14 protein-coding genes and 1 pseudogene are annotated in these 20,213 nt (G+C 70.9%); 5 read left to right on the top strand and 10 right to left on the bottom strand.

From position 1 onward, the window contains the following. Positions 1–4 precede the first annotated feature (4 nt). The 8 genes and pseudogenes from O3Q52_RS16400 to iolC form a co-directional block, all read right to left on the bottom strand. Positions 5–1,729: a VWA domain-containing protein gene (locus O3Q52_RS16400; protein WP_269649518.1), complete on the bottom strand. Its 1,725-nt coding sequence runs from the start codon at positions 1,727–1,729 to the stop codon at positions 5–7. Positions 1,730–1,945: 216 nt separating this feature from the next. Further along, on the bottom strand, positions 1,946–2,890 hold the full coding sequence (locus tag O3Q52_RS16395) for an ABC transporter permease (protein WP_269649517.1): 945 nt from the start codon (positions 2,888–2,890) through the stop codon (positions 1,946–1,948). Beyond that, entirely contained in the window at positions 2,887–5,532 is a 2,646-nt protein-coding gene (locus O3Q52_RS16390) for a CocE/NonD family hydrolase (RefSeq protein ID WP_269649516.1), read from the bottom strand. The genes O3Q52_RS16395 and O3Q52_RS16390 overlap by 4 nt, the downstream gene beginning before the upstream one ends. A 168-nt stretch (positions 5,533–5,700) precedes the next feature. Continuing rightward, on the bottom strand, positions 5,701–7,212 hold the full coding sequence (mmsA, locus tag O3Q52_RS16385; protein WP_269649515.1) for a CoA-acylating methylmalonate-semialdehyde dehydrogenase: 1,512 nt from the start codon (positions 7,210–7,212) through the stop codon (positions 5,701–5,703). 14 nt (positions 7,213–7,226) lie between these two features. Then, positions 7,227–9,155, bottom strand: coding sequence for a 3D-(3,5/4)-trihydroxycyclohexane-1,2-dione acylhydrolase (decyclizing) (gene iolD, locus O3Q52_RS16380; protein ID WP_269649514.1), 1,929 nt, complete (start codon positions 9,153–9,155; stop codon positions 7,227–7,229). A 119-nt stretch (positions 9,156–9,274) separates the two neighbouring features. Beyond that, a pseudogene (locus O3Q52_RS16375) lies at positions 9,275–9,502 on the bottom strand (5-deoxy-glucuronate isomerase); the annotation flags it as partial. Positions 9,503–9,532: 30 nt separating this feature from the next. Beyond that, on the bottom strand, positions 9,533–10,411 hold the full coding sequence (locus tag O3Q52_RS16370) for a deoxyribose-phosphate aldolase (RefSeq protein WP_269649524.1): 879 nt from the start codon (positions 10,409–10,411) through the stop codon (positions 9,533–9,535). A gap of 80 nt (positions 10,412–10,491) precedes the next feature. After that, positions 10,492–11,478 carry a 5-dehydro-2-deoxygluconokinase gene (iolC, locus tag O3Q52_RS16365; RefSeq protein WP_269649513.1) on the bottom strand — a complete coding sequence of 329 codons (987 nt, stop codon included), beginning with the start codon at positions 11,476–11,478 and terminating at the stop codon, positions 10,492–10,494. Between the two features lie 123 nt (positions 11,479–11,601). Here iolC and O3Q52_RS16360 point away from each other — a divergent pair, with 123 nt between their 5' ends. Beyond that, positions 11,602–12,531: a sugar phosphate isomerase/epimerase gene (locus O3Q52_RS16360; RefSeq protein WP_269649512.1), complete on the top strand. Its 930-nt coding sequence runs from the start codon at positions 11,602–11,604 to the stop codon at positions 12,529–12,531. Between the two features lie 302 nt (positions 12,532–12,833). Continuing rightward, positions 12,834–13,034: an AlpA family transcriptional regulator gene (locus O3Q52_RS16355; protein ID WP_055615575.1), complete on the top strand. Its 201-nt coding sequence runs from the start codon at positions 12,834–12,836 to the stop codon at positions 13,032–13,034. A 106-nt stretch (positions 13,035–13,140) separates the two neighbouring features. Here O3Q52_RS16355 and O3Q52_RS16350 read toward each other — a convergent pair whose 3' ends face one another. Beyond that, positions 13,141–14,184 (bottom strand): zinc-dependent alcohol dehydrogenase family protein, encoded by a 1,044-nt coding sequence (locus tag O3Q52_RS16350; protein ID WP_269649510.1) that lies wholly within the window; start codon positions 14,182–14,184, stop codon positions 13,141–13,143. A 250-nt stretch (positions 14,185–14,434) separates the two neighbouring features. Between O3Q52_RS16350 and O3Q52_RS16345 the strand changes: the two genes are divergently transcribed. The 3 genes from O3Q52_RS16345 (at position 14,435) to O3Q52_RS16335 (ending at position 17,996) form a co-directional block, all read left to right on the top strand. Then, positions 14,435–15,385 (top strand): PrsW family intramembrane metalloprotease, encoded by a 951-nt coding sequence (locus O3Q52_RS16345; RefSeq protein ID WP_269649509.1) that lies wholly within the window; start codon positions 14,435–14,437, stop codon positions 15,383–15,385. A gap of 72 nt (positions 15,386–15,457) precedes the next feature. Beyond that, a complete protein-coding gene (locus tag O3Q52_RS16340) occupies positions 15,458–15,697 on the top strand; it encodes a heavy-metal-associated domain-containing protein (RefSeq protein WP_269649508.1) in 240 nt (79 codons plus the stop codon). A gap of 25 nt (positions 15,698–15,722) precedes the next feature. Next, entirely contained in the window at positions 15,723–17,996 is a 2,274-nt protein-coding gene (locus O3Q52_RS16335) for a cation-translocating P-type ATPase (RefSeq protein WP_269649507.1), read from the top strand. 621 nt (positions 17,997–18,617) lie between these two features. Here the strand turns inward: O3Q52_RS16335 and O3Q52_RS16330 are convergent. After that, the gene (locus O3Q52_RS16330; RefSeq protein ID WP_269649506.1) at positions 18,618–19,907 is read right to left on the bottom strand and encodes a citrate synthase; all 1,290 of its coding nucleotides are present in this window, start codon (positions 19,905–19,907) and stop codon (positions 18,618–18,620) included. Positions 19,908–20,213: the final 306 nt, after the last annotated feature.

Genomic DNA, 20,213 nt, shown 5'->3' with positions numbered 1-20,213 from the left:
ACCACTACCCCAGATCCGTCGCCCGGTCGATCGTCTCGGCGAGTTGGCGGATCGGGCGGCTCTCCGTGGTGGAGGCCAAATCGTCGGCCCGGTCCGCCAGTTCGCGCAGCGAGGGCGGGACCGGCGCGGCGGTCCCGCCGACCCCACCGACCACGTCGGAGCGCAGAGCGTCCGCGAAGTACGCCGCGATCGCGGTGACTTGGAAACCGCTGCGCGCCGTCCCGGCGGACCACAGGTCCCGGTCGAGAGAGGAGGTCTCGATCTGCCCAGTCTCCTCGTGCGGAGTACGGGAGTTCGGGTCCAGCCACCGCACCGTGGCCGTGGCCACATGCCCCGACGCCCCCGGCCTGACCCGCACGGCGTACAGAGCCGTGACCGTATGCCCAGGACCGATCTCCCCGCCGTCCACACGGTCGTCACGGAAGTCCTCGTCGGCGACCTGCCGGTTGTCGTAGCCGATCAGCCGGAACCGGTCGACGGTCTCCGGGTCGAAGGAGACCTGCGCCTTGGCGTCACGGGCGGTGAGGTCGATGTTCCGCGGGAGCTGGTCGCAGAAGACCGTACGGGCGTCCTCGGCGTTGGACACGTACGTGGTGTGGCCGTCGCCCTTGTCGGCGAGGCGTTCCATCAGGGCGTCGCCGTAGTCGCTGCCAACGCCGACGCCGAAGAGCGTGATGCCGTGCTCGCGGCGGGCGTCCGCGATGCGGTCGAGGATGGCGTCGGCGTCGGTCTCGCCGGTGTTGGCGAGGGCGTCGGAGAGCAGCACGACCCGGTTGGTGGCACCCTCGCGCAGGCCGTCCACGGCGGTGCGGTACCCGGTGGTGACGCCCGCACCGAGGTTGGTCGAATCCGTGGGCTCAAGCGTGTCGATCGCGTCGTGGATGCGGCCGCGGTTGTCGCCCAGCCGGGTCATCGGGAGCACGGTTTTGGCCTCGTCGCTGAAGGAGACGAGCGCGACCGCGTCGTCGTCGCGCAGCCGTTCCGTCATCACGCCGAGGGACTGCCTGACCAGGTCGAGGCGGCCCGGCTCCGCCATGGATCCGGAGACGTCGATGACGAAGGTCAGAGCGGCGGGCGGGCGTTCACCGGCGTCCTCGGCCTCCCGGGTGGCGAGCCCGACCCTGAGGAAGCGCCAGTCCCGGTTCTCCTGACCGAACGTGTCGGAGTTGGCGTCCTCCTCGCCGCGCGAAGGGTCCGCGGCGGCCGTACGGGCCCCGTCCACCGTGACCGTGAACCCGTCGCCGTCCGGGCGCTCGTAGTCCTGCTCCTGGCCGAAGCTGTTGATGAACTCCTCGGGGCGGACGGTGGACGGGTCGGGCCTGCGGCCCTCCTCAAGGGTGCGGCGCGCGTACCCGTACGAGGCGGTGTCGACGTCCAGGGCGAAGGTGGAGAGGTAGTCGGCGGGCGGCGCGCTCTCGCGGACTTCGCCCTTCTGATCGCCCTCGGCGGTGCCGTCGTCGGTGCCCGAGGGGCCGGTCGGCTGGACGGGGGCAGGGGCCGGGAAGCCGTTGTCGTCCCTGGCCTTGCTGCCTCCCCGGTCGTACGAACTCCCGTCGCTGCCGTCGCCACTGCAGGCCGTGAGCAGAAGTCCGACGGCCACGCTCCCGGCGACAAGCGCGGCACGCACGCGGCGCCGCCGTCCCTGCCGGACCCACCGCCCCTCTCCGGGTCGGATTCCCCGCTCTTCCCGCTCTTCCCGCCGTATCTGATGCCGTCCGTTGCGCCTCATGCGTGCCCCCTCGGGTGACCTCTTTGAGTCGACGTCTGTGACTGTGACGTCGGAGGCGGCCGGAAGGAGCGGGCCAAGGCGTTGCGGATGAATCTCAATGCGGCCACGGTGGACGGCAGTTGAGACCGGTGGGAGACCCTCCGGAGACCTGAGGGTGTCCGGAGGGCCAGAACAGCGGCGCTACGAGGCGGCGGCCAAGAGACGGCTACGGGCCGGCTACGACACCACGTCCTTGCGGGCGAACCCGCGGAAGGCCAGGGCGAACAGCACCAGCGCGTACGTGACGGACAGCGACGTGCCCTGGATCATGTCGCTCCAGTCGAGCTGCGGCTGGACGGCGTCGAGCCAGGCGTACTGCCAGTGCGCGGGCACGAAGTCGCGCCAGTCGCCGAGCGCCGTCACCTCGTCGAGGACGTTGCCGATGATGGTCAGCCCGACCGCTCCGCCGACCGCTCCCAGCGGTGCGTCGGTCTTCGTCGACAGCCAGAACGCCAGTGCCGCGGTGATCAGTTGGGACACGAGGATGTACGCCACGATGATCAGCAGGCGCTGGGCGGCGGTCCCGACGGGCAGCGTGCCGCCGACGGGGAGCTGCAGTGGCCCCCAGCCGTAGGCCGCCGTACCGACGGCGAGCGCGACGAGCGGCAGCAGCACCAGCGCGGCCAGGCTGAGGCCGAAGGCGACGGCCAGCTTGGACCACAGCAGCCGGGCCCGGGGCACGGGCGCCGCGAGCAGATAGCGCAGCGACGACCAGCTCGCCTCCGAGGCGACCGTGTCCCCGAAGAACAGCGCCACCGGGATGACGAGCAGGAAGCCCGCGGAGGCGAAGAGGTTCACGGCGGCGAAGTTCGCCCCGGACGTGGTCGCGGTGTCCATCAGGTTGATCCGCTGGGCGCCGTCGCCGCCGCCGCCCGGGTCGCCGACCTGGAAGGCGATCAGCAGGATGAAGGGCAGGGCGAACAGCAGCCCGCCCATCACCATCGTGCGGCGCCGCTTCAACTGCCGGACCAGTTCGACCCTCAGGGGCAGCGTGCGGCCCGCGCGGTAGCCGTCGGCGACCTCGACGGGCCGGGCGGGACCGCCCCCTGCACGCTCCTCGGCGCGCTCCTCACGCCCCTCGCGTTCCTCACGCTCCTCCGTGCGGTCGGCCAGCGTGCTCATGCGGACTCTCCGATCAGGGTGAGGAAGGCGTCTTCGAGACGGCGGTGCGGACCGACGGACTCCACGGGTACGTCCATCCGTACGAGCTCGGCGACCAGGCGCCGCGCGCTTCCGTCCGCGTCGAGCCGGACCAGGAGTCCGTCGTCGGTGCGGACGGCCGAGACGACACCCGGCAGCGCGGCGACCTTCTCGACGACGGGCTCTTCCGTCGGCGTGGCCGTGCCCACCAGCAGCGTGTCGCCCGAGCCGATGATCTCCTTCACCGGGCCGGCCTGGACCAGCTTCCCGTGGTCCATGACCACCAGGTGGGTGCAGGACTGCTCGACCTCGGCGAGGAGGTGGCTGGAGACGATCACCGTTCGGCCGGCCGCCGCGTAGCGGATCATGACCTCGCGCATCTCGCGGATCTGCGGCGGGTCGAGGCCGTTGGTCGGTTCGTCGAGGATGAGCAGGTCCGGCAGGCCGAGCATGGCCTGGGCGATGGCGAGGCGCTGGCGCATGCCCTGGGAGTAGGTCCGTACCGCTCGGGACAGTGCGTCGCCGAGGCCCGCGATCTTCAGTGCCTCGTCCAGATGGGCGTCCTCGGGCGGGCGGCCCGTGGCCCGCCAGTACAGTTCCAGGTTCTCGCGGCCGGAGAGGTGCGGCAGGAAGCCCGCTCCCTCGACGAACGCCCCGACGCGTGACAGTACGGGCGAGCCCGGCCGGATCACATGGCCGAAGACGCGGATCTCTCCGGCGTCCGGAGCGATCAGACCCATCAGCATGCGCAGGGTCGTGGTCTTGCCCGCGCCGTTCGGCCCCAGCAGGCCCAGGACCTGGCCCTTCTCCACGCGGAAGGTGAGGTCCCGCACGGCGTAGCGGTCCGCCGACTTGGCGTACCGCTTGCTCAAGTCGGTGATCTGGAGCGGGACTTCGGCCTGTGCCGGGTCCGGGGCGGGCGTCGTCGTGCGGCGCCGTCCGGTGAGCAGCAGGGCCAGCCCGAGCCCGGCGCCGGCGAGCGGGAGCCACCACACCCACGCGGGCAGTGCCGCCGCGGCGGTGTCCCCGCCGAGCGGCGCGGGCACGGTCAGGCCGCCCTTCTGGGAGACCTGGGAGACGGTGTACGTCGCCGGGGCCGTCGGTGAGGCGTAGCCGAGGTCCGTCGAGGCGAGGACCAGGCGCAGCCGGTGGCCGTCGTCCACTTCGTGGTCGATCGCCGGCAGGGTGATCCGTACGTCCTTGCCGGCCTTCGCGCCCTCCACCCGGACGGGCTCGACCAGTTGCGAGGGCAGCACCGGCTGGGCGCCGCCCGGCCCGACGTCGTACAGCTTCGCGAAGAGGACCGCGTCCTCGCTCGTCGACTTCACGCGGACCGTGACCGTCGGCGAGCCGGTGATCTGCAGATCCTCCTTCAGGGGCGCCGACTCGAACGAGGCGAACTGGCCGGGGAAGTCGAGGGACACCCCGACCCCGAGGGAGGACAGCTGGGACAGGCCACCGCCGCCGAGGCCGGGCAGGGCCGAGATGGCGGGCGGACTGGAGCCCGCCGGGTTGTCGATGCGCTGCTCGCGACCGGTCAGGGCGATCGAGCGCCCTCCGCTCGTCAGGCCGGGGTAGGTGTCCTCGGTGGCGCTGCCCAGCCGGGGCTCTCCGTCGCCGGAGCCCAGGCCGAGGGTCCGGGTGACCCGGAAGGCGGGGCCGGTGTCGACGCCCTTCTCGTCCTTCAGGTAGCGGTCGAACCACGCCCCGGTACGGGCCTGGACGCGGCTGACCTCCATGTCGCCGCCGTCGTGCCCGCCCGCGATCCAGTCGACGTCCACGGGGGCGCCGTTGGCCTTGATCGCCTTCGCCGCGGTGTCGGCCTGGCCGAGCGGGAAGAGCGAGTCGGTCTGGCCCTGCATGAGGAGCGTGGGGACCTTGATGCGGTCGCCGACGGCGGAGGGGCTGCGCTCCTCCAGGAGCTTCGTCGCCGCCGCGTCCGGCGTGCCGGACTCGGCGACCCGGTTGTACATCTCGCACAGCTGCTTCTCGAACTTGTCGCAGCCGCCGCCGGTGTTGATGAAGATGCCCGCCCACAGCTTCTTGAAGACGCCGTTCGGGAACAGCGCGTCGGCGAGGTTCCAGTAGGTGATCGCCGGGGCGATGGCGTCCACGCGGTCGTCGGTCCCGGCGGTGAGCAGGGAGACCGCGCCGCCGTAGGAGGCGCCGGCCATGCCCACGCGCGGGTCGCCGGTCTTGTCGAGCTGGACCTCCGGCCTCTTGGCCAGCCAGTCGATCAGCTTGGAGGCGTCGGCGACCTCACCCTTGGGGTCGTTCAGCCCGATCTTCCCGTTGGATCCGCCGAAGCCGCGGGCCGACCACGTCAGGACCGCGTACCCGTCGCGGGCGAGGTCCTCCGCCTGGGTGCGCAGGTCCTTCTTGCTGCCGCCGAAGCCGTGCGCGAGGAGGACGGCGGGCCGGCGTCCGGAGGCGTCGCCGGTGAAGTACGACGTGTCGATTCTCACCCCGTCGCCCGTACTGATCAGCTGGTCGGTGCGGTGTACCGCGGGTGCCCCGTCGGAGGCGACGGCACTCCACGTGCCGGCTCCGGCGAGCACCACGACGGCGGCCCCGGCGGCGATCCACCGTCGGGGCCGCCGCAGTGCGGGCAGTCGAAGATCCATGCGTCAACAGTACGGGCCGTACCTGTCGGCCCCAGACAGCTTCCAGGCTGAACCCCCACCCCTCCCACAGGAGTACGGAACCCCCGCCGGGTACCGCGTCCGTGGTACCCGTGGGAGAGTTCGGGCAGCTCCGCCGGTGGGCGGGCGAGAGTGCTCAGTGGCTGCGGGTCAGTGGTTGCGCGGGAAGCCGAGGTCGACGCCCGTCGGGGCCTCCGACGGGTCCGGCCAGCGGGTCGTGACGACCTTGCCGCGGGTGTAGAAGTGCGTGCCGTCGTTGCCGTAGATGTGGTGGTCCCCGAAGAGGGAGTCCTTCCAGCCACCGAAGGAGTGGTAGCCCACCGGTACCGGGATCGGCACGTTCACGCCGACCATGCCCGCCTCGATCTCCAGCTGGAAGCGGCGGGCGGCGCCGCCGTCCCGGGTGAAGATCGCGGTGCCGTTGCCGAAGGGGGACCCGTTGATCAGGGCCACACCCTCCTCGTACGTGTCGACGCGCAGCACGCACAGCACCGGGCCGAAGATCTCGTCCTTGTACGCGTCCGAGGTGACCGGTACGCGGTCGAGCAGCGAGAGCCCGATCCAGTGGCCGTCCTCGTGGCCCTCGACCGTGTAGCCGGTGCCGTCGAGGACGACCTCGGAGCCCTGGGTGGCCGCGCCCGTCACGTACGAGGCGACCTTGTCGCGGTGGGCGGCGGTGATCAGCGGGCCCATCTCCGAGGTCGGGTCGTTGCCGGGGCCGATCTTGATCTTCTCGGCGCGCTCGCGGATCTTCTCCACCAGCTCGTCACCGACCGCACCGACGGCGACGACGGCCGAGATGGCCATGCAGCGCTCGCCCGCCGAGCCGTAGGCCGCCGAGACGGCCGCGTCCGCCGCCGCGTCCAGGTCGGCGTCCGGAAGGACCAGCATGTGGTTCTTGGCGCCGCCGAGGGCCTGTACGCGCTTGCCGTTGGCGGAGGCGGTGGTGTGGATGTAGCGGGCGATCGGGGTCGAGCCGACGAAGGAGACCGCCTTGACGTCCGGGTGCTCCAGGAGGCGGTCGACGGCCACCTTGTCGCCGTGGACGACGTTCAGCACGCCGTCCGGCAGTCCGGCCTCCGCGAACAGCTCCGCGAGCCTGACGGACGCCGACGGGTCCTTCTCGCTGGGCTTGAGCACGAAGGTGTTGCCGCACGCGATGGCCAGCGGGAACATCCACATCGGCACCATGGCCGGGAAGTTGAACGGCGTGATGCCGGCCACGACACCGAGCGGCTGGCGGATCGAGGCGACGTCGACCCGGGAGGCCACCTCGGTCGACAGCTCGCCCTTCAGCTGGACGGTGATCCCGCACGCCAGGTCCACGATCTCCAGGCCGCGCGCGACCTCGCCGAGCGCGTCCGAGTGGACCTTGCCGTGCTCGGCGGTGATCAGCTCGGCGATCTCGTCACGGTGGGCGTCCAGCAGCGCGCGGAACTTGAAGAGGATCGTCGACCGCTTGGCGAGCGACGCGGTGCCCCAGGCCGCGTAGGCGTCCTTCGCGGCGGCGATCGCCGCGTCGACCTCGTCGACGGTCGCGAAGGCGACCTTCGTGGTCACGGCGCCGGTCGCCGGGTCGGTCACCGGCCCGTACGTACCCGACGCGCCCGCGGCGTTCTCTGCGGGCTTGCCGCCGATCCAGTGGTTGACGATCTTCGTCATGACCGAGTGCTCCTTCACAGATGGCGGCGTCGGGTGGAGACGTGCCGTTCGTACAGCTCACGTGCCTTGACCGCCGACGGTCGGGTCGCGGTCTCGGCCACAGGAACATCCCACCAGGCCTGGGCCGGGGGCGCGCCCGACACTGTGTCTGCCGTTTGGGTCTCCACGTAGACACAAGTGGGAGTGTCGTCGGCCCGGGCCTCGGCGAGGGCGGCCCGCAGGTCGCGCACGGTCTTCGCGCGCAGGACCCGCATGCCCAGGCTGGCGGCGTTGGCCGCCAGGTCGACGGGCAGCGGACGCCCCGTGTAGGTGCCGTCCTCGGACCGGTGGCGGTAGGCGGTCGCGAACCGCTCGCCGCCGACCGACTCGGAGAGGCCGCCGATGGACGCGTACCCGTGGTTCTGCAGGATCACGACCTTGATCGCGATGCCCTCCTGGACGGCGGTGACGATCTCCGTCGGCATCATCAGGTACGTGCCGTCGCCGACCAGCGCCCAGACGGGACGGTCGGGCGCCGCGAGCCGTACGCCGATGGCCGCCGGGATCTCGTAGCCCATGCAGGAGTAGCCGTACTCGACGTGGTACTGGTCGCGGGAGCGGGCGCGCCAGAGTTTGTGCAGGTCGCCGGGGAGGGAGCCGGCCGCGTTGATGAGGATGTCCTCGCCGGTGACGATCTCGTCGAGCAGGCCGAGGACCTGCGGCTGGGTGGGCCGGATGTCCGGGTCCTCGGCCTCGTACGCGGCGTCGACGCGGTACTCCCAGCGCTCCTTGTCGTCCGTGTACTCGGTGACGTACGCCGGTTCGGCGCGGTGGCCGTGCATCGCGAGCGCCTCGGTGAGGGACTCCAGGGCCGTGCGGGCGTCCGCGATCAGCGGCCGGCCGGAGAGCTTGTGGCCGTCGAAGGACGCGATGTTGACGTTCAGGAAGCGGACGCCCTGGGCGGTGAAGAGGGTGCCGGAGGCGGTGGTGAAGTCGGTGTAGCGGGTGCCGACGCCGATCACCAGGTCGGCCGTGCGGGCGAGTTCGCAGGCGGTCGCGGTGCCGGTGTGCCCGACGCCGCCGACGTCCGCCGGGTGGTCCCAGGTCAGCGAGCCCTTGCCGGCCTGTGTGGAGGCGACCGGGATGCGGGTGAGGTCGGCGAACTCCTTGAGCGCGTCCTCGGCCTCGCTGTGGTGGACCCCGCCGCCCGCGACGACCAGGGGGCGCCGGGCGTCCCGGACGGCCCTTACGGCGGCGGCCAGTTCCTCCGGGTCGGCCACCGGACGGCGGACGACCCAGACCCGCTCGGCGAAGAACTCCTCGGGCCAGTCGAAGGCCTCCGCCTGCACGTCCTGCGGCAGCGCGAGCGTGACGGCGCCCGTCTCGACCGGGTCGGTGAGCACCCGCATCGCCTGGAGGGCGGCCGGGATCAGGGCCTCGGGGCGGGTGATCCGGTCGAAGTACTTCGACACCGGGCGCAGACAGTCGTTGACCGACACATCGCCCGCGTACGGGACTTCGAGCTGCTGGAGGACCGGGTCGGCGGGGCGGGTCGCGAAGACGTCACCGGGCAGCAGGAGCACCGGCAGATGGTTGATCGTGGCGAGGGCGGCGCCGGTGACGAGGTTGGTGGCGCCGGGCCCGATGGAGGTCGTGACCGCCTGGACGGAGAGGCGGTTGGACTGACGCGCGTAACCGACGGCCGCGTGGACCATGGACTGTTCGTTGCGGCCCTGGTGGTACGGCATCACGGGGGGCTCGGGGGGTGTCCCCCCGGAGGACACAGTGCCGTACTCCAGGAGCGCCTGCCCGAGCCCGGCGACGTTGCCGTGCCCGAAGATGCCCCAGGTGGAGTCGACCAGGCGGCGTCGCACGCCGTCGCGTTCCGTGTACTGGGCGGCGAGGAACCGCACCAGTGCCTGCGCGACCGTCAGCCTTGTCGTCGTTGACGTCGGCTCTGTCATCGGTAGCCCTCTGCGCTTTCTTCGTGTCCCGGGTGGAAGCAGATCCGCCACGTCATACGTCTGAACGGGCCTTACGTCTCTATGGCCCGTCCGCCAATGTGCGGCCGTGCACACCCGATGACGGGGACCTCCGGCGCGGGGCCGTAGCGGGCGGGGAGTCGTCGCTCGCACTTCGCTCCTGCCAGGGCGAAGCGGCTTCCCGCGCCGGAGGCGATCAGGACCCGGGCGTCACGGGGGGCATGTGCGAAGTCGGCGACTCCGGCGAACACGCCCTCCCTGCCCGGGAGTTCGAACACTTTGTCCTCTTTATTCCCCTCTGTGCGCACAGTACAACCGCCGCCGGGGAGGTACGGCCCATCGGTCATGTCGGCTTCCCCTCACAGCAGTCCGACGGCGGTGTCGACCGCGGCCCCGACATCGCCGTCGGCCGGGTAGAGCAGCGAGCGACCGACCACCAGCCCCTGCACGGTGGGCAGTTGGAGGGCACCGCGCCATTTCTCGTACGCGCCCTCCTGGTCTGCGCCGACGTCTCCGCCGAGCAGTACGGCCGGGAGCGTGGAGGCCTCCATGACACGGGCCATGTCGTCCGGGTTCTCCGTGACGGGGACCTTCAGCCAGGTGTACGCCGAACTGCCGCCCAGGCCGCTCGCGATGGCGATGGACCGGGTGACGGCGTCGGCGCCCAGGTCGTTGCGGAGGGTGCCGGTGGTGGGGTCGCGGCGGCTGAGGAACGGCTCGACGAACACGGGAAGTCGACGCTCGGCCATGTCGTCCACGGCACGGGCCGTCGACTCCAGGGTGGTGAGCGAGCCCGGGTCGTCGTAGTCGATCCGCAGCAGCAGCTTGCCCGCGTCGAAGCGGAGCCGCTCGATGTCCCGCGGCCGGTGTCCGGTGAACCGGTCGTCCAACTCCCAGGCCGCGCCCGCGAGTCCGCCCCGGTTCATCGAGCCCATGACCACCTTGTGGTCCAGCGCGCCGAGCAGCAGCAGATCGTCGAGGATGTCGGCGGTCGCCAGCACACCGTCGACGCCGGGGCGGGAGAGGGCGAGGCAGAGCCGTTCGAGCAGGTCGGTCCGGTTGGCCATGGCGAGCCTGCGGTCGCCCACGGAGAGGGCTCCGCGGGCGGGGTGGTCGGCGGCGACGATCATCAGCCGCCCGGACTCACCGAGAAGCGACCGCCGGGGCCGCCGCGCGGCGGCCTCCTCGACGGCTTCGGGGCGCTGGGCCCGGATCCGGACGAGTTCCGAGATGTCGATGCGCGTCGGGGCGCCTGCCGCGGAGGCGTACGCCCCCGTGGCGCCCTCCTCGCACCGGCCGGCCCCCTCGTATCCCGCTCTCACAGCACCGCCCCCGCCTTCAGGGCCTGCTCGACCTCCGCCGGGGTCGGCATGGCGGAGGAGCACTCCAGGCGGGACGCGACGATGGCGCCGGCCGCGTTGGCGTGCCGCATGATCCGCTCCAGGTCCCAGCCCGCCAGGAGGCCGTGACAGAGGGAGCCGCCGAACGCGTCGCCCGCGCCGAGGCCGTTGAGGACCGTCACCGGGAGGGGCGGGACCTCCGCCGACTCGCCCTTCCGGTTCACGGCCAGGACGCCCTTGGGGCCCTGCTTGACCACAGCCAGCTCGACACCCGCGTCCAGGAGGGCGCGGGCGGCCGCGTGGGGCTCGCGCACGCCCGTCGCGACCTCCACCTCGTCGAGGTTGCCGACGGCGACCGTGGTGTGGCGCAGGGCCTCGGCGTAGAAGGGCCGGGCGGCTTCCGGGGCACCCCAGGCTGTGTCTTTCCAAAAAGCCGGCCGCCAGTCCAGATCGAAGACCGTGGTGCCGGACTTGGCGCGGTGGGCGAGGGCCGCGAGCGTCGCCGTACGGCTGGGCTCCTCGCTCAGGCCCGTGCCCGTGACCCAGAAGATCCGGGTGTCGCGGATGGCGTCCAGGTCCAGTTCGTGGGCGTCGATCTCCAGGTCGGGCGCCTTGGGGAGCCGGTAGAAGTACAGCGGGAAGTCGTCCGGCGGGAACACCTCGCAGAAGGTGACCGGCGTCGGCAGCCCGGGCACGGGTGTCACCCAGCGGTCGTCGACCCCGAAGTCCCGCAGCGCCTCGTGCAGATACGCCCCGAAGGGATCGTCACCGGTCCGCGTCACCACGGCCGTACGCCGCCCGAGCCGAGCCGCCCCGACCGCCACGTTGGTCGCCGAACCGCCGAGGAACTTCCCGAAGGAGGTCACCTGCGGGAGCGGCACCCCGGTCTGCAGCGGGTAGAGGTCCACGCCGATCCGCCCCATGGTGATGAGGTCGTACGCACTGGACTCCGCCGACTCGGCCATCGAGTTCCCTTCGTATCGGTTGACCCAAGGTCTAGCGGCGTCCACAGAGCCCTGTCAATTGGTTGTCCGGACATTCGGACCAGGCCTTGACACCTCTCCCCGGCGGACCCGAAGCTGGCGCTCATGACGTCGTTGTCACCTCAGTCATCGCCTCAGTCCCCACTGTCGCGCATCCGGATCGGCTCGGCCCCCGACTCGTGGGGCGTGTGGTTCCCCGACGACCCCCAACAGGTCCCCTGGCAGCGGTTCCTCGACGAGGTCGCCGAGTCCGGATACGAGTGGATCGAGCTGGGCCCGTACGGCTATCTGCCGAGCGAGCCGGCCGTCCTCGCGGACGAGACCGCGCGCCGCAACCTGCGGGTGTCGGCCGGCACGGTCTTCACCGGGCTGCACCGCGGCCCGGACGTGTGGGACGCCACGTGGGCCCATGTCTCGGACATCGCCGCGCTCACCCAGGCGATGGGCGCAGAGCACCTGGTCGTCATCCCGTCCTTCTGGCGGGACGACAAGACCGGCGAGGTCCTGGAGCCGGACACGCTCACCGCCGAACAGTGGCGCCACCTCACCACGCAGACCGAGCGGCTCGGGCGCGAGGTGCGCGAGCGGTACGGGCTGAAAATCGTCGTCCACCCGCACGCGGACACGCACATCGACAGCGAGGAGAACGTGGCGCGTTTCCTCGACGGCACGGACTCGTCGCTGGTGTCGCTGTGCCTGGACACCGGTCACTACGCCTACTGCGGCGGCGACAGCGTCAAGCTCATCGAGACGTACGGGGAGCGGATCGGGTACCTCCACCTCAAGCAGGTGGATCCCGAGATCCTGGCCGACGTGCGGGCGAACGAGGTTCCGTTCGGGCCGGCGGTGGCGCGTGGCGTGATGTGCGAACCGCCGTCCGGGGTGCCCGCGCTGGAGCCGGTGCTTGCTGCTGCGCGGAAGCTGGACGTGGAGTTGTTCGCCATTGTCGAGCAGGACATGTATCCGTGCGAGCCGGACAAGCCGTTGCCCATCGCTCAGCGCACGCGGGCGTTCCTGAGGTCCTGCGGGGCGTGACGGCTCCGCCGGGGGCGTTCTCGGGTGCGGGCCCGGTGGGGGCTTGTCGCGCAGTTCCCCGCGCCCCCATCGGGGCGCCCCCCTCTGTTGCGTAATGCGTCACTCGTGTCACAAAAGACCGCTTCCTGTCACACATGTCGCGTGTACGCGGGTCTTGCGTCACACCCGCGCGACAGCCGTTATCGGCCGGTCACGCTGTGTCGTTGAGCGGGCACAGGCTTTGTGATCGCCAGCGCAGTGCCCGGCTCCCCCGACGGCCGCCCCTCGGCCGCCGCTGTGGCGCGCGCAGGGAGGTGCAACTCATGACCGACCGAAGGCTCTGGTCGTACAAGGAGATCGCGGCGCACATCAAGGTGCAGCCGGACACCGTGCGGTCCTACCGCAAGCACGGGCTGCTGCCCCCGCCCGACCACGTGGAGAGCGGCAAGCCCTACTGGTACGCCGACACGGTCCGCGCCTGGGTCGCCTCACGGCCCGGCAACAGAGGCCGCAGAGACGGCTGATCACCTCCCGGCACGACAATCACGACAACCACGACAAGCACGACAACAGGACCCCGCACGGCAGACGTGCGGGGGCCCTCTCATGTCGGCCCGGGGAGCGAGCGGTTCACGCCCACGGCTCGATGATCGTCACTCCCGCCCCCGGCGCCGTCCCCATCGCCGCCAGCGCCGCGGGTGCCGCGTCGAGGGGGATCGTGGACGTCACCAGGAGGTCCGGGCGCAGCACCCCGGCCCGTACGGACTCCAGCATCGGCGGGTAGGCGTGGGCGGGCATGCCGTGGCTGCCGAGGAGTTCGAGTTCCAGGCCGATCACCCGGGACATCGGCAGCGTCGGGTCCTGGGGCAGCAGGCCGACCTGGACGTGCCGGCCCCGGCGGCGCAGGCTGCCGACCGACGCCGCGCAGGTGGCCGGCGAGCCGAGGGCGTCGAGGGACAGGTGGGCACCGCCGCCGGTCAGTTCACGGACGGCCTCCGCCGTCTCCTCGGGCCGGGCGTCCCGGGACGCCTCCACACACTCCGCCGCCCCGAACTCCCGCGCCAGCTCCAGCGCCCGGGGCGAGAGGTCCACCGCGACGACCCGCGCACCGGCGGCCGCCGCGATCATCACGGCGGACAGCCCGACCCCGCCGCAGCCGTACACGGCCACCCACTCCCCCGGCGTCACCCGCCCCTGCGCGACGACCGCGCGGAACGCCGTCGCGAACCGGCAGCCCAGCGAGGCGGCCGTCCCGAAGGACAGTTCGTCCGCCACGGCGACGAGGTTCACGTCGGCGTGGTCCAGGGCGACGAACTCGGCGAACGACCCCCAGTGCGTGAACCCCGGCTGGGTCTGGCGCTCGCACACCTGCTGGTCGCCCGCCGCACAGGAGGCGCAGCTGCCGCAGGCGCAGACGAACGGCACGGTGACGCGGTCGCCGGGACGCCAGCCGGTCACCAGGCCGCCCACCGCCTCGACGGTTCCGGCGAGTTCGTGTCCTGGGACGTGCGGCAGGGTGATGTCCGGGTCGTGGCCCTGCCAGCCGTGCCAGTCGCTTCGGCAGAGGCCGGTGGCCGCGACGCGGACCACGACGCCGTGCGGTGCGGGGGTCGGGTCCGGCACGGTTCGCAGTTCGGCCGGCTTTCCGAATTGCTCGAACACCACTGCGCGCATGTGTTTTGCCCCTCCGCCGTTGGCACGTGGATCGCTGTTCCCGATCGAACGCTAGACGCTCCGCGGGGAGCACGGTTTTGCCTGCGGGCCGGTTGGGGCCGGGCGCGCCCACGCGGCGGAGCCGCACATGTCACAGCCCCGCGCCCCTATCGGGGCCCGGCCCGCATATGCCAGAAAGGCGCATAACAACCACTTGCCATAAAGTGCGGACAAATCTTCCGAGTCGCACTTTCGAGTCGAGGGATCTGTCGTGACCCAGCCCCCGCCGCCCGGCGCACCCCGAGCGCGCATCCCCGGCCCTCAGCAGCCCCCTCCCTCCTGTCCCCGGCCCCGCACCGGGCTGTGGCGGCGGTGTCTGTGGGGCGGGCTCGTGCTCTGGGGGCTCAGCGCGCTCGTCACGTACGCGACCCGGAACACCACCCTGCTGCCGACCCTGATCCTGCTCGCCAGCTTCCTGGTCCCGGTCGTCTTCGTGCTGTGGGCGTACGAGCACCATGGCCGCGACCTGGGCGTGAACGTGATCCTCGGCTGCTTCCTGACCGGTGGCGTACTGGGCGTGCTCGGCGCCTCGGTGATGGAGTACTACCTGCTCCATCCGTCGCTGTGGATGTTCGTCGGGGTCGGGCTCATCGAGGAGGCGGTGAAGGCGGCCGCGCTGATGTTCGTACTGCGCCGGCAGTCCCGTATCCGCGGGCTGCGGGCCGGACTCGTGCTCGGGGCGTCGGTCGGTTTCGGGTTCGCGGCCCTGGAGAGCGCGGGGTACGCGTTCAACGCGGCCGTCTCGACCGAGGGCATCGATCTGCGGGCGCTGCTGGAGACCGAGATCCTGCGGGGCGTGCTCGCCCCCTTCGGGCACGGCCTGTGGACGGCGATCACGGGCGCGGTCCTGCTCGCGCACCGCCGCCCGAGCGGGCAGTTCGCGTTCACCGCCCCGGTCGTCGGCACGTACCTGGGTGTCGCGCTCCTGCACGCCCTGTGGGACTCGACACACGGCATCGCGCTCTGGCTGGTGGCGCGGCTGACAAGTGCGCCGCTCAACCCCGCGCTGTTCGGGGCGGGTTACCTGCCGGCCGTGACGGACCAGCAGAAACATCTCTTCACGCTGTTCTCGGTCGGCGGCATGGTCGCCGTGTCGCTGATGGGCATCGCCTGGGTGCGTTCACTGGCGCGTCGCGACCCCTCTTGGCGAAATACCCCCTAGGGGTACAGTGTGGATAGTGTGAGGTCCTCGTGGGCCACGCACGCCCCACACGTCTCGACGAGGAGCAACGACATGACCGCCCAGACCGACACCCCGGGCTCCCTCACCACCGTCTACCAGGTGAGCGGGATGAGCTGCGGACACTGCGAAGGCTCGGTGTCGAGCGAGATCTCCGAGATCGCCGGTGTCACCTCGGTGAAGGCCGTCGCCTCCACCGGCGAGGTGACCGTGGTCTCCGCCGCCCCGCTCGACGAGGAGGCCGTGCGCGCCGCCGTCGACGAGGCCGGCTTCGAGCTCGTCGGCAAGGCCTGACACCGGCGAGACCCGGAGCACGGAGATGACCAGCACCACCGCGACGACTCCGATAGGCACGCCCGCCGAGGTCGAGCTGACGATCGGCGGGATGACCTGCGCCTCCTGCGCGGCCCGCGTCGAGAAGAAGCTCAACCGCATGGACGGGGTCACCGCCACGGTGAACTACGCGACGGAGAAGGCGAAGGTCTCGTACGCGCAGGGGGTGCTGGTCACCGACCTGATCGCCACGGTGGTGAAGACGGGGTACACGGCCGAGGAGCCGCCCCCGCCGAGGACCGAGCCGCCGGACGCCGACGCCGAAGAAGTGGTCGAGCGGGACCCCGAGCTGTCCTCCCTCCGCGAGCGTCTCACCGTCTCCGTCCTCCTCGCCCTCCCCGTCGTCCTGCTGTCGATGGTCCCGGCGCTGCAGTTCGACAACTGGCAGTGGCTGGCGCTCACTCTCGCCGCGCCCGTCGTCGTATGGGGCGGACTGCCCTTCCACCGGGCGGCGTTCACGAACGCCCGGCACGGCGCGGCCACCATGGACACGCTCGTCTCGGTCGGCACACTGGCCGCGTTCGGCTGGTCCCTGTGGGCGCTGTTCCTCGGCGACGCGGGGATGGAGGGCATGCGGGACAAGGGCTTCTCGCTGACCGTCTCCCGTACGGAGGGCTCGTCGGCCATCTATCTCGAAGTCGCCGCCGGGGTCGTCGCCCTCATCCTCCTCGGCCGCTATCTGGAGGCCCGCTCCAAGCGCCGCGCGGGTGCCGCCCTGCGGGCCCTCATGGAACTGGGCTCGAAGGACGTCTCGGTCGTACGGAACGGCCGTGAGGTCCGCGTTCCGGTGGCCGCTCTGGCCGTGGGCGACCGTTTCGTCGTACGGCCCGGGGAGAAGGTCGCCACGGACGGCACGGTCGTCGAGGGTTCCTCGGCGGTCGACGCGTCCATGCTGACCGGCGAGTCGGTGCCCGTGGACGTGACGGTGGGGTCGGCCGTCACGGGCGCGACCGTGAACGCGGGCGGACGTCTCGTCGTCGAGGCGACCCGGGTCGGCGCCGACACCCAGCTCGCGCGGATGGCGCGGCTCGTCGAGGACGCACAGAACGGCAAGGCCCAGGTGCAGCGCCTCGCCGACCGGGTCTCCGGCATCTTCGTACCCGTCGTGCTGCTGATCGCGGTCGGCACGTTCGGGGGCTGGCTCGGTGTCACCGGTGACACGGCCGCCGCGTTCACCGCGGCCGTCGCCGTGCTGATCATCGCCTGCCCGTGCGCCCTTGGCCTCGCCACCCCGACCGCCCTCATGGTCGGCACCGGCCGCGGCGCCCAGCTCGGCATCCTCATCAAGGGCCCCGAGGTCCTGGAGTCCACCCGCCGCGTCGACACGGTCGTCCTGGACAAGACCGGCACGGTCACCACCGGCCGCATGACCCTTCAGGAGGTGTACGCGGCCGACGCCACCGAAGAGGAGCGCGTACTGCGGCTCGCGGGGGCCCTGGAGCACGCCTCGGAGCATCCGGTCGCCCGGGCGGTCGCCGAGGGCGCGGAGGCCCGTACAGGCCCTCTGGCGGCCGTGGACGGCTTCGAGAACGTGGCCGGGCTCGGGGTGCGCGGCACGGTCGAGGGCCACGAGGTCCTCGTCGGGCGGGCCCGCCTCCTCGAAGAGGCCGGGATCGCGCTGCCGGAGGAGCTGGTCGCCTTCAAGACGCGGGCCGAGGAGGACGGACGGACCGCGGTGACCGTCGCCTGGGACGGAGTGGCACACGGTGTCGTCACCGTCGCCGACGCGGTCAAGGAGACCAGCGCGGAGGCGGTACGCGCCCTGCGCGCCCTGGGCCTGCGGCCGGTGCTGCTGACCGGGGACAACCGGACCGTCGCCGAGTCCGTGGCCCGCGCGGTCGGCATCGACGCCGCCGACGTGATCGCCGAGGTGCTGCCACGGGACAAGGTCGACGTGATCGAGCGGCTGCGCGGCGAGGGGCGGACGGTGGCGATGGTCGGCGACGGCGTCAACGACGCGGCCGCGCTCGCCACCGCCGACCTGGGCCTTGCCATGGGCACCGGCACGGACGCGGCGATCGAGGCGAGCGACCTGACACTCGTACGGGGGGATCTGCGGGTGGCCGCGGACGCCGTCCGGCTGTCCCGGAAGACCCTCTCCACGATCAGGGGAAACCTCGTCTGGGCCTTCGGCTACAACGTGGCGGCGCTGCCGCTCGCCGCGGCCGGACTGCTGAACCCGATGATCGCGGGCGCGGCCATGGCCTTCTCCTCGGTGTTCGTGGTGACGAACAGCCTGCGGCTCAGGGCATTTTCATGACGAAGAGGTAAGAGTCCCCCTAGAGTCCGGCACACGCCTTCACATAAGCTCTTCACAAGGCTCGCGCATCATCCTTACGCTTGGGTTCCGGTAGCGATATCGGAGCGCTTGCGCATCTTCAGGACATACGCAAGAGACGCAGATCACAGTGATGTGAACGTAACCATCGAAGGGGTTCGTGAGTCTAGATTGACGATGTCAGAGACGTCTTGGGGGGCGAATCTGACATCTGGGGACGTCTTGGGGGACGTTCTCGGAATTGCGTTGCCGGGGCACGTACAGCGGGGAGCTTTGAGCGGCCCTCCCGTACGTACGGGTCCCGGCAGACCGCAGCTCACCAGTCCGACCAGTTTTGCTCGTTTAGCTCGCAGCGACTCAGGCGCTGCCTTCAGACGCCCGGCCGGATCCCGTGGGGGGAATCCGCACCGGGACATGGGAAGGCGCCCCGATCTACGGCCCGTGGGGGGACCGTAGCGGGGCGCCTTCTGTTATCCGTACGACTTGTGCAGCTTGTGCAACTGAGGAGGGGGCGTCCCTGGTCAGGGACGCCCCCTCCTCTTTCAGCGGCGCGGGGAACTGCGCGACCAGCCCCCACGCACCCACAGACGAACGAACGAAGACCTAGCGCTCTTCGACGGGAACGAAGTCCCTCTCGACCACACCGGTGTAGATCTGGCGCGGACGGCCGATGCGCGAACCCGGCTCCTTGATCATCTCGTGCCACTGGGCGATCCAGCCCGGGAGGCGGCCGAGGGCGAACAGGACCGTGAACATCTCGGTCGGGAAGCCCATGGCCCGGTAGATCAGGCCGGTGTAGAAGTCCACGTTCGGGTAGAGGTTGCGCGAGACGAAGTAGTCGTCGGAGAGCGCGTGCTCCTCCAGCTTGAGCGCGATGTCCAGCAGCTCGTCGGACTTGCCGAGGGCCGAGAGGACGTCGTGCGCCGCCGCCTTGATGATCTTGGCGCGCGGGTCGAAGGACTTGTACACCCGGTGGCCGAAGCCCATCAGGCGGACGCCGTCCTCCTTGTTCTTCACCTTGCGGATGAAGGAGTCGACGTCGCCGTCGGAGGCCTGGATGCCTTCCAGCATCTCCAGGACGGACTGGTTGGCGCCGCCGTGCAGCGGGCCCCAGAGGGCGCTGATGCCGGCGGAAATCGAGGCGAACATGTTCGCCTGCGACGAGCCCACCAGACGGACGGTGGAGGTCGAACAGTTCTGCTCGTGGTCCGCGTGCAGGATGAGCAGCTTGTCGAGCGCGGAGACGACGACCGGGTCCGGCTCGTACTCCTGGGCGGGGACCGAGAAGGTCATGCGCAGGAAGTTCTCGACGTACCCGAGGTCGTTGCGCGGGTAGACGAAGGGGTGACCGATGGACTTCTTGTACGCGTACGCCGCGATCGTCGGAAGCTTGGCGAGAAGGCGGATCGTCGAGAGGTGACGCTGCTTCTCGTCGAACGGGTTGTGGCTGTCCTGGTAGAACGTCGACAGGGCGCTGACCACCGACGACAGCATCGCCATCGGGTGGGCGTCGCGCGGGAAGCCCTGGTAGAAACGCTTGACGTCCTCGTGCAGCAGGGTGTGCTGCGTGATCTCGTTCTTGAAGACGGAGAGCTCGTCGACCGTGGGCAGCTCGCCGTTGATCAGCAGGGAGGCCACCTCAAGGAAGGTGGAGCGCTCGGCCAGCTGCTCGATCGGGTAGCCGCGGTAGCGGAGGATGCCCTGCTCACCGTCGAGGTAGGTGATGGCGGATTTATAGGCGGCGGTGTTCCCGTAACCGCTGTCCAGCGTCACCAGACCGGTCTGGGCGCGGAGCTTCCCGATGTCGAAGCCCTTGTCGCCGACGGTGCTGTCGATCACCGGGTAGGTGTACTCGCCGTCGCCGTACCGCAGTACTACAGAGTTGTCGCTCACGTCATCCCTCACCGACGTTGTGCCTCTTCTTCGAGGTGCCCTGACTGTCTCTACCATCCCCCATTTGGCGCAGGAGAGTGCACTCGGGGTCGACCATTGGGCCTATTGGCGGCACTCAGTGCCGCCAACCTGTTCATCCTGCCCGGTTCCTCCTTCTTCCGAAAGTGCCGTGTGACGTTTCCGACTCGTTTGATCGATCATTTTTTGCGGGTGCGGGTTGGGTGTGGCTGGTCGCGCAGTTCCTCGCGCCCCTAAAGACGCGCCAGCCGTGTGGTGTCGGGTCGGGGCCGCGACGGGGCATCCGAT

Origin of the sequence: Streptomyces sp. ActVer, assembly GCF_027270795.1 — a bacterium.
GTDB classification, from domain to species: Bacteria; Actinomycetota; Actinomycetes; order Streptomycetales; family Streptomycetaceae; genus Streptomyces; species Streptomyces umbrinus_A.
This window is presented reverse-complemented; position numbering and strand designations above follow the sequence as displayed.

What these genes read in the sequence shown, in the direction of transcription:
- O3Q52_RS16400 (WP_269649518.1), bottom strand. Translation starts at nt 1,729, where the DNA reads ATGAGGCGCAACGGACGGCATCAGATACGGCGGGAAGAGCGGGAAGAG.
- mmsA (WP_269649515.1), bottom strand. Translation starts at nt 7,212, where the DNA reads ATGACGAAGATCGTCAACCACTGGATCGGCGGCAAGCCCGCAGAGAAC.
- O3Q52_RS16390 (WP_269649516.1), bottom strand. Translation starts at nt 5,532, where the DNA reads ATGGATCTTCGACTGCCCGCACTGCGGCGGCCCCGACGGTGGATCGCC.
- O3Q52_RS16395 (WP_269649517.1), bottom strand. Translation starts at nt 2,890, where the DNA reads ATGAGCACGCTGGCCGACCGCACGGAGGAGCGTGAGGAACGCGAGGGG.
- iolD (WP_269649514.1), bottom strand. Translation starts at nt 9,155, where the DNA reads ATGACAGAGCCGACGTCAACGACGACAAGGCTGACGGTCGCGCAGGCA.
- O3Q52_RS16355 (WP_055615575.1), top strand. Translation starts at nt 12,834, where the DNA reads ATGACCGACCGAAGGCTCTGGTCGTACAAGGAGATCGCGGCGCACATC.
- O3Q52_RS16340 (WP_269649508.1), top strand. Translation starts at nt 15,458, where the DNA reads ATGACCGCCCAGACCGACACCCCGGGCTCCCTCACCACCGTCTACCAG.
- iolC (WP_269649513.1), bottom strand. Translation starts at nt 11,478, where the DNA reads ATGGCCGAGTCGGCGGAGTCCAGTGCGTACGACCTCATCACCATGGGG.
- O3Q52_RS16360 (WP_269649512.1), top strand. Translation starts at nt 11,602, where the DNA reads ATGACGTCGTTGTCACCTCAGTCATCGCCTCAGTCCCCACTGTCGCGC.
- O3Q52_RS16350 (WP_269649510.1), bottom strand. Translation starts at nt 14,184, where the DNA reads ATGCGCGCAGTGGTGTTCGAGCAATTCGGAAAGCCGGCCGAACTGCGA.
- O3Q52_RS16335 (WP_269649507.1), top strand. Translation starts at nt 15,723, where the DNA reads ATGACCAGCACCACCGCGACGACTCCGATAGGCACGCCCGCCGAGGTC.